This window comes from Kitasatospora sp. NPDC008115 (assembly GCF_042957205.1).
Classification (GTDB): domain Bacteria; phylum Actinomycetota; class Actinomycetes; order Streptomycetales; family Streptomycetaceae; genus Kitasatospora.
In genome coordinates, this window is the sequence record NZ_JBIBHU010000044.1 from 23,025 (window position 1) to 37,037 (window position 14,013).

General features: G+C 75.5%; 2 protein-coding genes. Both read left to right on the forward strand.

Annotated elements, in window-relative coordinates:
- Positions 1 to 46: 46 nt before the first annotated feature.
- Entirely contained in the window at positions 47 to 11,857 is an 11,811-nt protein-coding gene (locus ACFZBX_RS34965; protein ID WP_391537842.1) for an SDR family NAD(P)-dependent oxidoreductase, read from the forward strand.
- A gap of 375 nt (positions 11,858 to 12,232) precedes the next feature.
- A partial coding sequence (locus tag ACFZBX_RS34970; RefSeq protein ID WP_391537843.1) for a type I polyketide synthase occupies positions 12,233 to 14,013 on the forward strand: 1,781 nt, incomplete at its 3' end.

The window sequence follows — 14,013 nt, forward strand, 5'->3', positions numbered from 1 at the left end:
GGGGCCGCAACACACCGCCCCAGACTCGCAGTCCACACGACCGGGAGTGACACCGATGGCACATGAGAACGAGCTCCGCGACTACCTCAAGTGGGTGACCGCGGACCTCCACCGCACCCGGCAGAAGCTGGCCGACCTGGAGTCGCGCGGCAGCGAGCCCATCGCCATCGTCGGCATGGCCTGCCGCTACCCCGGCGAGGTCGGGTCCCCCGAGGACCTGTGGGGCCTGGTCCACGACGGACGGGACGCGATCGGCCCCTTCCCCACCGACCGCGGCTGGGACCTGGAGGGCCTCTACGACCCGGACCCGGAACGGATCGGCACCTGCTACGCGCGGGAGGGCGGCTTCCTGCACGACGCCACGGAGTTCGACCCGGGCTTCTTCGGCATCTCGCCGCGCGAGGCGACGGCGATGGACCCGCAGCAGCGGCTGATGCTGGAGATCTCCTGGGAGGCGCTGGAGCGGGCCGGGATCGACGCCTCCGCGCTGCGCGGCAGCCGGACCGGCGTGTTCGCGGGCATGAACCAGCAGGACTACGGCACGATCCTGGCCGCCTCGGCCGAGGGGATCGACAACTACGCCTCCACCGGCACCTCCAACAGCGTGCTCTCGGGCCGGGTCTCCTACGTCCTGGGCCTGGAGGGCCCGGCCGTGACGGTCGACACCGCCTGCTCCTCCTCCCTGGTCGCCCTGCACCTGGCCGCCCGGTCCCTGCGGGAGGGCGAGTGCGACCTGGCGCTCGCCGGCGGTGTCACCGTGATGTCGACCACCGCCGTGCTGATCGCGCTGTCCCGGCAGCGGGCCCTGTCGGAGGACGGCCGCTGCAAGGCCTTCTCCGCCGCCGCGGACGGCGCCGGCTGGAGCGAGGGCGCCGGTGTCCTGCTGGTCGAGCGGCTCTCCGACGCCCAGCGGCTCGGCCATCCGGTGCTGGCCGTGCTGCGGGGCAGCGCGGTCAACCAGGACGGCGCCTCCAACGGGCTGACCGCGCCCAACGGCCCGTCCCAGCAGCGGGTGATCCGCCAGGCCCTGGCCGATGCCCGGCTGACCGCGGCGGACGTGGACGCGGTCGAGGCGCACGGCACCGGCACGAGCCTGGGCGACCCGATCGAGGCCCAGGCCCTGCTCGCCACCTACGGGACCGCCCGCCCGGCCGACCGCCCGCTCTGGCTCGGCGCGGTGAAGTCGAACCTCGGCCACACCGGTGCCGCCGCCGGTGTCGCCGGCGTCATCAAGATGGTGATGGCGATCCGCAACGCCCGGCTGCCCATGACCCTGCACGTGGACGAGCCCACACCGAACGTGGACTGGACGGCCGGCGCGGTGGAACTGCTCACCGAGGAGCGGCCGTGGCCGGAGACCGGCTCGGCCCGCCGGGCCGCCGTCTCCTCCTTCGGCGTGAGCGGCACCAACGCCCACGTGATCCTGGAGCAGGCCCCCGAAGCGGAGGCTGCCGCGGCGCCGGCCGATCCGCCCGCGCCGCCGGTGGCGCTGCCGGCCCTGCCCTGGCTGGTGTCCGGGCGCGGCGAACAGGGACTGCGGGCCCAGGCGCGCAAACTCCTCGACCGGTTGACGGAGCGTCCGCAGCCCGCCGCCGACGTCGCCTACTCGCTGGCCACCACCCGCACCGCCCTGGAGCACCGGGCCGCGGTCGTGGCGCAGGACACCGCGGGGCTGCTCGACGGCCTGGCCGCCCTCGCCGAGGACCGCGCCGCCGACACCGTCACCCTCGGGACACCGGTCAAGGGCGAGGTCGCCTTCGTCTTCCCCGGCCAGGGCTCGCAGTGGGCCGGCATGGGGCGGGAGTTGCTGGACACCTCCCCGGTCTTCGCCGCGGCCGCCCGCGAGTGCGCCGAGGCGATCGAGGAGTTCACCGACTGGAAGGTGCTGGACGTCCTGCGGGGCGAACCAGGGGCCCCCTCGCTGGACCGCCTCGACGTGGTCCAGCCCGTGCTGTTCACCATGATGGTGTCGCTCGCGGCGCTGTGGCGCTCGCACGGCATCGAACCGACGGCGGTGCTCGGGCACTCGCAGGGCGAGATCGCCGCCGCCCATGTCGCCGGCGGGCTGTCCCTGGCGGACGCCGCCCGGGTGGTGGTGCTGCGCAGCCGGGCCTGGCTGACGCTCGACGGGCGCGGCGCCATGGTGTCGGTGCTCCTGCCGGCGGACGAGGTGACGCAGCGGCTGGTCCGCTGGGAGGGCCGTCTTTCAGTGGCCGCGGTCAACAGCTCCCGGGCCTGCATCGTCGCGGGCGACCCGGAGGCCTGCGAGGAGTTCGCCGCGGCCTGCGAGTCCGACGGCGTCCGGGCCCGCCGGATCACCAGTGCCAGCGGCGCGGGCCACACCTCCCACGTGGACGTGCTGCGCGAGCGCATCCTGGCCGACCTCGCGCCGGTGGCGCCGCGGGCCGGCGACGTGCCGTTCTACTCCACCGTCACCGGCGGCCGGCTGGACACCGCCGGCCTCGACACCGACTACTGGTGGCGCAACATGCGCGAGCCGGTGGCCTTCGAGCAGGCGGTGCGCTCCGTGCTGCGCGACGGCCGGCGGATCCTCATCGAGGTGAGCCCCCACCCGGTCATGATGATGTTCCTCCAGGAGATCATCGAGGACAGCGGGAACCCGGCCCGGGCCTGCCCCACGCTGCGCCGCGACCACGGGGGCCTGGACCGGATGACGGCCTCGCTCGCCGAGGCCCACACCTACGGCGCCCCCGTCGACTGGCCCGGGGTGTTCGCCGGCACCGGCGCCGAGCGGATCGAGCTGCCGACCTACGCCTTCCAGCGGCAGCCCTTCTGGTCCGAGAGCCGGGGCACGGGCGGTGACGTCGGCTCCGTGGGCCTGGGCCAGGTGGAGCACCCGCTGCTCGGCGCCCTGGTGCTGACGGCCGGTGACGACGGCGCCGTGGTGACCGGCCGGATCTCGTTGCGCACCCACCCCTGGCTCGCCGGCCACGCGGTCGCCGACCAGGTGGTCTTCCCGGGGACGGGCTTCGTCGAGCTCGCCGTCCTGGCCGGCGACCAGGTCGGCTGCGGCCGGGTCGAGGAGCTGACCCTCCAGGTACCGCTGATCGTCCCCCGCACCGGCGCGACCGTGGTCCAGGTCCGGCTGGAGGCACCCGACGAGAGCGGTGCCCGTCTGCTGACCGTCTACTCCCGGCCCGAGGGCGGCGACACCGGTGTGGTGTGGACCCGGCACGCCGCCGGCACGGTCACCGAGGCCCGGACCGGGAGCGTCGAGCCGTCCGGCGAGGCCTGGCCGCCCGCCGACGCCGAGGCGGTCGACACGGCCGGCCTCTACGAGCGGATGGCGGAGGCCGGCTACCAGTACGGCCCCGAGTTCCGGGGCCTGACCGCGCTCTGGCGCCGCGGATCCGAGGTGTTCGCCGAGGTCGGGCTGGAGCAGCGGCAGGCTTCCGAGGCCGGGCGCTTCGGCCTGCACCCGGCGCTGTTCGACGCCGCCCTGCACGCGATGCACGCCCTCGGCGACGGCGGGCAGGACGGTGTGGGCATGCCGTTCTCCTGGTCCGGCGTCGACCTGCACGCCTCGGGCGCCGCGCGGCTGCGGGTGCGGATCTCCCGAGGACAGGGGGACGCCGTCTCGCTGCTGCTGGCCGACGACACCGGCGCACCGGTCGCCTCCGTCGAGTCGCTGGTCGTCCGCCGGATGACCGACGCGAGCTTCGCGGCGGCCCGCGACGAGTCGCTCTACCGGCTCGACTGGCGCACCGTCCAGGCCGACGGCGCCGGCCCGTCCTGTGCGGTCCTGGGCGATGCGTCCGAACTCGTCGAGGCGCTTCCGGGCAGCACGCCGTTCGCCGGCCTGCCCGAACTCCTCGCGGCCCCCGCGCTCCCGGAGACCGTGCTGCTCCCCGTCGCCGAGCACGGCGGCGGGCCCGCGGCCTGGGAACCGGTCGTCGCACTGCTGGCGTTCCTCCGGTCCTGGCTCGCCGAGGAGCGGCTGGAAGGCACCCGGCTGGTGCTGGTGACCCGCGGGGCGGTTGCCACGGACGGCCGCGAGGACGTCACCGACCTGTCGGCCACCGGAGTCTGGGGCCTGGTCAGGTCCGCCCAGTCGGAGCACCCCGGCCGGTTCGCCCTGGTCGACCTCGACGGCACCGCCGGGTCGCTGGCCGCCCTGGGCGGCGCACTGGCCTCGGGGGAGGACCAGCTGGCCGTTCGCTCGGGCCGCGTCACGGCTCCCCGGCTGGTCCGCTGGGACCGCGCCGCGACCGCGCTCCCGCCGGCCGGCGAGCGCGCCTGGCGCCTGGAGAACACCAGCCCCGGCAGTTTCGAGGGCCTGCAACTGGTGCCCTACCGCGAGGCCCTGGAACCGCTGGAGCCCCATCAGGTCCGGCTGGCGATCCGTGCCGCCGGCATGAACTTCAAGGACGTCGTGGTCGCGCTCGACCTCGTGCCGGGGCTGAGCGGACTGGGCGGAGAGGTCGCCGGCGTCGTGCTGGAGGTCGGTTCGCAGGTGCGCGGCGTCGAGGCCGGCGACCGGGTCATGGGCCTGTGCACCGAGACCTTCGGACCGGTCGGGGTCACCGACCAGCGCCTGCTGGTCCGGATGCCGGACGACTGGACCTTCGAGCAGGCCGCCGCCGTACCGGTCGCCTACATGACCGCCTACTACGGCCTGGTCGATCTCGCCGGCCTGCGCCCCGGCCAGTCGGTGCTGATCCACGCGGCCGCCGGCGGTGTCGGCGTCGCGGCCGTCCAGCTGGCGCGGCATCTGGGCGCCGAGGTCTACGGCACGGCCAGCCCCGGCAAGTGGCCGACCCTGCGCGAGTACGGCCTGGACGACGGGCACATCGCCAGCTCCCGCACCCTGGAGTTCGAGGAGCGGTTCCTGGCGGCGACCGGTGGCCGGGGCATGGACGTGGTGCTGGACTGCCTGGCCGGCGAGTTCGTCGACGCCGGCCTGCGCCTGCTGCCGCGCGGCGGGCGTTTCCTGGAGATGGGCAAGACCGACAAGCGGGACCCGGGGCTGACCGCCGAGCGGTACCCCGGCGTCGGCTACCAGGCCTACGACCTCCTGGAGGCCGGGCCCGACCGGATGCGCGCGATGCTGCTGGAGATCCTCGACCTGTTCGAGGCCGGCGTCCTGCGGCACTCCCCGGTGACCACCTGGGACGTGCGCCGCGCCAAGGACGCCTTCCGCGAGCTGAGCCAGGCCCGTCTGGTCGGCAAGGTCGTGCTCACCGTCCCCGGCCCGCTCTGGCCGGAGCACGGAACCGTCCTGGTGACCGGCGGCACCGGCCTGCTGGGCGGCCTGCTCGCCCGCCACCTGGTGACCCGGCACGGCGTGCGCGACCTGGTCCTCACCAGCCGCCGTGGCGCCGACGCCCCCGGCGCGGCCGAACTCGTCGCCGAACTGACCGGGGCCGGTGCCCGGGTCACCGTCGCGGCCTGCGACGCGGCGGACCGCGAGGCATTGCGCGAGGTCCTGGCGGCCATCCCGGCCGACCGGCCGCTCAGCGGCGTGATCCACGCGGCCGGCGTGCTGCGGGACGGACTGATCGAGTCGATGAGCGCGGAGCAGGCCGCCGCGGTGCTGCGTCCCAAGGTGCAGGGCGCGATCAACCTGCACGAGCTGACGGCGGACCGGGAGATCTCGGCCTTCGTGCTCTTCTCCTCGCTCGCCGGCATCATGGGCGGCCCGGGTCAGGCCAACTACGCGGCGGCCAACGCGATGCTGGACGGCCTGGCCCACCACCGCAGGGCCGCCGGTCTGCCCGCGCTCTCACTGCCCTGGGGCTTCTGGGAGCAGCGCAGCGAGCAGTCCGCGCACCTGGACGAACGCGACCTGAACCGGCTCAACCGGGGCGGCATCCTGCCGCTGGCCAGTGAGGAGGGCCTGGCGCTCTTCGACACGGCCTGCCGCACCGACGAGGTCGTGCTGGTGCCGGTGCGCCTCGATCCGGCGGCCATCGGAGCCCGCGGAACGTCGGTGCCGCCGATCATGCGCGCCCTGGTCCGTGCCACCGTCCGGCGCAGTGCGCGCTCCTCGGCCGTCGAGGCCGGCCCGCTGCGCGAGCAACTGTCCCGGCTGACCGGTGCCGAGCGCTCCCGCACCCTGCTGCAACTGGTCCGCGGCCAGGCCGCCGCCGTGCTCGGGCACGCGGACGCCGAGACGATCGCGGCCGCCCGGCCGTTCAAGGAGTTCGGCTTCGACTCGCTGAGCGCGGTCGAGTTCCGCAACCGCCTGGCCACCGCGACCGGCCTGCGGCTGCCCGTCACCCTGGTCTTCGACCACCCCACACCCAACGAGCTCACGGGGTACCTGCTCGAACAGCTGCTCGGCGAGTCGGCGTCGGTCGAGCCCGCCGCGCCGGCGGCACCGGCCGCCGGACCGGCCGACCGCTCGGGCGAGGAGTTGGCGATCGTGGCCATGTCCTGCCGCTACCCGGGCGGGATCAGCAGCCCCGAGGACCTGTGGGACCTGGTGGTGGCGGAGCGGGACGGCGTCTCCGGCTTCCCGGCCGACCGCGGGTGGGCGATCCGCGAACCCGCCGCCGACGACGGATCGGCGCCGCCCCGACAGGGCGGCTTCGTGCACGACGCCGCGCTGTTCGACGCGGCCTTCTTCGGCATCGCCCCCCGCGAGGCGCTCACCATGGACCCCCAGCAGCGACTGCTGCTGGAAACCTCCTGGGAGGCCTTCGAACGGGCCGGGATCGACCCCGCCTCACTGCGCGGCAGCCGCACCGGCGTCTTCGTCGGCGCCTCCGCGCAGGGCTACGCGGCGCTCTTCCCGCGCGGCTCGGAGAGCATGGCCGGCTACGGCGTGACCGGGACCTCGACCAGTGTGGTGACCGGCCGGGTGTCCTACGCCCTCGGGCTGGAGGGCCCGGCGGTGACCGTCGACACGGCCTGCTCCTCCTCGCTGGTGGCGCTGCACACCGCCATGCGGTCGCTGCACGACGGGGAGTGCGACCTCGCGCTCGCCGGCGGCGTGGCGATCATGGCCAGCCCGTTCCTCTTCGACGACTTCCACCGGCAGGGCGGCATGTCCTCCGACGGCCGCTGCCGCGCGTTCTCCGCCGCGGCGGACGGCACCGGCTGGGCCGAGGGCGTCGGCCTGCTGCTGGTCGAGCGGCTCTCCGACGCGCGCCGCAACGGACACCCGGTGCTCGCCGTGCTGCGCGGCTCGGCGATCAACCAGGACGGCGCCTCCAACGGCCTGACCGCCCCCAGCGGGCCGTCCCAGCAGCGGGTGATCCGCCAGGCCCTGGCCGACGCCGGCCTGTCCACCGCGGACGTGGACGTGGTGGAGGCGCACGGCACCGGCACCACGCTCGGCGACCCGATCGAGGCCCAGGCGGTCCTGGCCACGTACGGCCGGGACAGGCCCGAGGACCGGCCGCTGTGGCTGGGGTCGATCAAGTCGAACATCGGCCACGCCCAGGCCGCCGCCGGCGTCGGCGGCGTGATCAAGATGGTGCTGGCGCTCCAGCGCGGCCTGATGCCCCGCTCGCTCCACATCGACGAGCCGACCCCGCACGTGGACTGGTCGGCCGGCGCGGTCGAACTGCTCACCCGGGCCCGGCCGTGGCCCGAGACCGACCGGCCCCGCCGGGCGGCCGTCTCCTCCTTCGGCGTCAGCGGCACCAACGCGCACGTCATCCTCGAACAGGCCCCGGCCGTCGAGCCCGCCGACCGCCCCGCCGAACCGGCCGTCCTCCCGGCCGTGCCGTGGGTGCTCTCCGGCCACACCGAGGCCGGCCTGCGCGCCCAGGCGAAGCGGCTGGCCGACACCCTGCGGAACCGCCCCGGAACGAACCCCGCCGACCTGGGCTACTCGCTCGCCACCGGACGGGCCGCGCTGGCCGAGCGGGCCGCGCTGCTGGTCCCCGACATCACCGCGGCCGTCACGGCGCTCGACGGCCTCGCCGCCGGTGAGGCCCCGCGCGAGGTGATCCGCGGCACGGCCGCGGACGGCGGCCTCGCCGTCCTGCTCTCCGGGCAGGGAGCCCAGCGCCCCGGCATGGGGCGCGATCTGTACCGGGCCTTCCCGGCGTTCGCCGAGGCCTTCGACACCGTGGCCGCACTGCTCGACCCGCTGCTCGGCCGGCCGCTGCGCGAGGTGGTCTTCGCGGACCCGGGCAGCGCGGAGGCCGCCGAACTCGACCGCACCTCCTGCACCCAGCCCGCGCTGTTCGCCGTCGAGGTCGCGCTCTACCGGCTGATCGAGTCCTGGGGCGTGCGGCCGCAGTACCTCCTCGGCCACTCGGTCGGCGAGATCAGCGCCGCCCACCTGGCCGGCTCGCTCCCGCTCGCCGACGCCTGCACCCTGATCGCCGCGCGCGGCCGCCTGATGCAGGCACTGCCCGAGGGCGGCGCGATGCTGGCGGTCGCGGCCACCGAGGCCGAGGTCACCGCGGCGATCGGCGAGGTGCCGGGTGCCGGGGACGGCACCGTCGGCATCGCCGCCGTCAACGCGCCCGAGGCGCTGGTGGTCTCCGGACCTGCCGAGGCCGTCCGCGCGCTCGCCGACCACTTCGCCGCCGCGGGCCGCCGCACCCGCCGGCTGGCGGTCAGCCACGCCTTCCACTCCTCGCTGATGGAGCCGATGCTGGCCGAGTTCGCCGAGACGGTGGGCGCCCTGTCGTGGCAGCCGCCGCGGATCCCGATCGTCTCCGACGTCACCGGCGAACTGCTCACCGCCGAGGAGATCGGCACCCCCGAGTACTGGGTGGAGCACGTCCGCCGCACGGTGCGCTTCGCCGACGGCGTCGCCACCCTCGCCCGCGAGGGCATCACCACGCTGCTGGAGGTCGGCCCGGACAGCGTGCTCACCCCGCTGGCCCAGGACTGCCTGGACGCCGCCGGGCGCGACCGCCGCCCGACCTGCGTCCCGGCGCTGCGCCGCGACCGGCCGGAGGCCGAGACCCTGCTCGCGGCCCTCGCCGCCCTCCACACCTCCGGCGTGGCGGTCGACTGGCCCGCGGTCTTCGCCGGCACCGGTGCCACCCGGGTCGACCTGCCCACCTACGCCTTCCAGCGGGACCGCTACTGGCCCGACAACCTGCCGGCCGACCACGGTGACCTCGCGGCCGCGGGCGTGGACACCACCGGGCACCCCCTGCTGGGCGCCTGGGTCGCCTCGGCCTCCGGCGACGAGGTGCTGTTCACCGGCGAACTCTCCACCTCCGGCCGGACCTGGCTCGCTGACCACACGGTGCTGGACAACGTGCTCTTCCCCGGCACCGGATTCGTCGAACTCGCCCTGTGGGCCGGCGCCCGGCTCGGCTGCGCGGCCCTGGAGGAGCTCGCGCTGCAGACCCCGCTGATCCTCGCGGAGCGGGCCACCGTCCGGATCCAGGTCGTGGTCGGCCGGGCCGACGAGGACGGCCGGCGCACGGTCGCCGTCTACTCGCGCGCCACCTCCGCCGACGAGTGGACCCGGCACGCGGAGGGCCTGCTCGTCCCCGGTGCCGAGGCACCGGCGGTCGGCGACGAGCACGGCGTCTGGCCTCCCGAGGGCGCCGAGCCGGTGGACCTCGACGGATTCTACGAACGGCTGGTCGACGCCGGCTTCGGCTACGGCCCCACCTTCCGCGGGCTGCGCGCCGCCTGGCGGCGCGGCGGCGAGGTCTTCACCGAGGTCGCCCTGCCGGAGGAGGCCGCCGAGTCCGGTACCGCCTTCGCCGCCCACCCGGCCCTGCTGGACGCGGCCCTGCACGGTCTCGGCTTCCTGCCCGCGGCCGGGCGGCCCGGCGCGTCAGGCCCCCGGCTGCCGTTCTCCTGGCAGGGGGTGTCCCTCCACCAGACCGGAGCCAGGGCGCTGCGGGTGCGGCTCTTCGAGACCGGTCCCGAGACGGTCGGGCTGTCGGTCGCCGACTCGGTCGGCCGGCCCGTCGCCGTGGTCCGGGCACTGACCGTGCGCGAGACCTCCCGGGACCAGCTGGCCCGCACCGTCGGTGGTCCCGAGGGACTGCACCGCACCTCCTGGATCCCCGCCCCGGCGCTGCCCGGGGCAACGGACGGCGGCCACTGGGCCGTCCTCGGCGCGACCGACGCCGTGCCCGGGCTCAGCCTGCCCGCGGAACACCACGCCGACCTCGACGCGCTGCTCGCCGCGCTCGACGAGGGCGCCGCCGTGCCGCAGACCGTGCTCGTCCCCTGCCCGCCGCCGGCGGCCGGCGCGGACACCGACCCCGCCGTGATCCGGGAGAGCGTGCACAACGGCCTCGGGCTGCTTCGGCGCTGGGTCGCGGACGAGCGGCTCGCCGCCGCCCGGCTGGTGCTCTGCACCCGGGGCGCGGTCGCGGCCGTCGCGGCCGAAGGCGTCGCCGACCTGGCCGGTGCGGCGCTCTGGGGACTCGGCCGGGCGGCCCAGCTGGAGAACCCCGACCGGATCGTCCTGGTCGACGTCGACGACGCGGTGGGCGGCGGCCTCCTGCCGGCCGCCGTCGCGCTGGCCCGCTCGGCCGGCGAACCGCAACTCGCGATCCGCGGCGGCGCCCTGCTGACGCCCCGGCTGACCAGGCTCCGGGAGATCGGGGACGCCGCACCGGCGGCCACCTGGAACACCGGCGGCACGGTGCTGGTCACCGGCGCCGGCGGACTGCTCGGTGGCCTGGTCGCCCGCCGCCTGGTCGCCGAGCACGGCGTCCGGCACCTCGTGCTGGCAAGCCGACGCGGCGCCGACGCGCCGGGCGCCGACGCCCTGCGGCGGGAACTGACCGATCTCGGCGCGACCGTCCGGCTGGCCTCCTGCGACATCGCCGACCGGCAGGCGCTCGCCGGCCTGCTCGGGGCCGTCCCGGCGGAACACCCGCTGTCCGGCGTGGTCCACGCCGCCGGCGTGGTGGACGACGGCCTGCTCGGCACACTCGTGCCCGAACAGGTCGACCGGGTGCTCCGGGCCAAGGTCGACGCCGCACTCAACCTGCACGCGCTCACCTCGGGATCGGACCTGACGGCCTTCGTGGTGTTCTCCTCCCTGGCCGGCACGCTCGGCGGCGCCGGGCAGGCCAACTACGCCGCGGCGAACGCCTTCCTGGACGCGCTCTGCGAGCGCCGGGCCTCGGCGGGCCTGCCCGCGGTCTCGCTGGGCTGGGGCCCGTGGGAGAGCAGCGCCGGCATGGCCGCCGCCGTGGGACAGGCCGACCTCAAGCGGATCGCCAGGGCCGGCCTGCGCCAGCTCGGCGCCGATGAGGGCATGGACCTGTTCGACGCGGCCCTCGCCTCCGGTGAGACGGTCGTGCTGCCGTTCAAGCTGGACCCGGTGGTCCGCACCGAGGGGTTCGGCGACGAGACCGTCCCCGCGATGATGCGCGGCCTGGCCGGAACCGCTCGCCGCCCGCTTCCCTCCGCCGCCCCGGCCGGGCTGCTGGAACGGCTGCGCCGGCTGCCGGAGAGCGAGCGGGCCACGGCGCTCACCGACCTGGTGCGGGCGGAGGCGGCCCGTGCGGTCGGGCTTCCCTCGGAGGCGGCCGTGCCGGCCGGCGGGGCGTTCAAGAGCCTGGGCTTCGACTCGCTGATGGCGGTGGACCTGCGCAACCGGCTCGGTGCCGTCACCGGTGTCCGGCTCCCGGCCACGCTGGTCTTCGACCACCCGACACCGACGGCGCTGGCCGAGTTCCTGCTCGACCGGCTCGCCCTCGGCGCGGAGCCGGACACCGACCCCCTCCTCCATGTCCTCGAAGGCCTGGAGACGGCCGTGCAATCCCTCGCCGGGGACGACGGCGGACGTCCGGCGATCGCCAGCCGCCTGCGGGTCCTGCTGGCCAAGCTGGAGGAGGGGCCGTCCGGTTGGGGCGACGACGACGAGGACGACGACCTCGACCTCGGCTCGGCGTCCGCCGAGGAGCTCGTCAGCATGATCGGCGACGAGTTCGGCATCCGCTGACGGCGATCCGGCACGGCGCACGGGCCGCACCTGACGATCGGCAGGTGCGGCCCGACGGACCCGGGGCCCGCTTTCGCGGGGCCCGCCCGTGCCGCGCACACCGATCACCACCCGACAGGACCCGGCTAGGGGGTCACCCCGCGGATGTCAGGGGTGGCGGCGCCAGGTCAGCGGGCTGACTGGGGGTCACCTCGACAGGGCGGGCGCATAGCCTCCCTCTAAGATCCCGCGGACCCGGCCGCGTCGGCGCGCCCCGCCACTGGCGGGCGTGCCCGGCCGCGGGTGCCGCGCGACACGGTGACAGGCCTTGTGAGCCCCCGTGCGATCGGCCATTTCGACCCGGCCACATGGCGAACGGACAAGTGGGAGCTGACGATGGACACTGCCAGTGCAGACGTGATCGGCGCGCTGCGTGCCTCGCTTCTGGAGAACGAGCGACTGCGGCAGCAGAACAGCCGCCTGAGCGCCGTTTCCACCGACCCCGTCGCCATCGTCGGCATCGGATGCCGCTTCCCCGGCGGGGTGACCGACGCCGAGAGCCTGTGGCGACTCGTCGTCGAGGGCCGGGACGCCATGACCGGGTTCCCCGAGGGACGCGGCTGGGAGGAATGGGAGGTCCCCGGGGCCCGCCGGGGCGCCTTCCTGGAGGGCGCGGGCGACTTCGACGCCGAGTTCTTCCGGATCTCGCCGCGTGAGGCGGCCGCGATGGACCCGCAGCAGCGGCTGCTGCTGGAGACCTCCTGGGAGGCGCTGGAGCACGCGGGGATAGACCCGCTGTCACTGCGGGGAAGCCGTACCGGCGTGTTCGTCGGCGGCACGCCCCAGGAGTACGGCGCGTTGATGGCGAGCTCGCCCACCAGCCAGGGGTACATGGTCACCGGCACGGCGGGCAGTGTGCTGTCCGGGCGGGTGTCGTACGTCCTCGGCCTGGAGGGCCCGGCGGTCACCATCGACACCGCCTGCTCGTCCTCGCTGGTCGCCCTGCACTCAGCGGTGCAGTCGCTGCGCCAGGGAGACTGCGGCATGGCCCTGGTCGGCGGCGTCCTGGTGATGACCACCCCGTCGATCTTCGCCGAGTTCGTCACGCTCGGCGGCTCCGCCGCGGACGGCCGGTGCAAGGCGTTCGCCGGCGCGGCCGACGGCACCGGGTGGGGTGAGGGCGTCGGTGTCCTGGTGGTCGAGCGGCTGTCGGACGCGCGGCGCAACGGGCATCCGGTGCTGGCGGTGATCCGCGGCAGCGCCGCGAACCAGGACGGCGCGTCGAACGGCCTGAGCGCCCCGAACGGCCCGTCCCAGCGGCGGGTGATCCGCCAGGCGCTGGCCAACGCCGGACTGTCGGCCGCCGACGTCGACATGGTGGAGGCGCACGGGACGGGCACCACACTGGGTGACCCGATCGAGGCACAGGCCCTGCTCGCGACGTACGGCCAGGACCGCCCCGAGGGCCGCCCGCTCCGGCTCGGCTCGCTGAAGTCGAACATCGGCCACACCCAGACCGCCGCGGGCGTCGCCGGCGTGATCAAGACCGTCATGGCACTGCGTCACGGCATCATGCCGATGACCCTGCACGTGGATGAGCCGACCCCGCACGTCGACTGGTCGGCGGGTGCGGTGGAGCTGCTGACGGAGACGCGGGCGTGGCCGGAGACCGGCGCGCCGCGCCGTGCGGGCGTCTCCTCGTTCGGGATCAGCGGCACCAACGTTCACATGATCCTGGAGCAGGCCCCCGTCGCACCGGAGGCCGCGCCCGAGCCGTCCGGCCCGGCGCCGCTGAGCGGGGCGGTCCTGCCCTGGACCGTCTCCGCCCGTTCGGAGGCGGCGTTGCGGGAGCAGGCGGTGCGGTTGGGCGAGTTGGTGGCGGGTGGTGGGCTGCGGGAGGCCGATGTGGCGTTCTCGCTGGTGTCGTCGAGGGCGGCGCTGGGGCATCGTGCGGTGGTGTTGGGTGCGGGGTCGGGGGAGCTGCTCGACGGTTTGCGGGTGGTGGCGGAGGGCGGGGTTTCCCCGGGCGTGGTGCGGGGTGAGGCTGGCGCGGGCTCGTCACGGGTGGTGTTCGTCTTCCCCGGGCAGGGGTCGCAGTGGGTGGGGATGGGGTGGGAGTTGTGGGGTTCGTCGGTGGTGTTCGGGGAGTCGATGGCGGCGTGTGAGCGGGCGTTGGC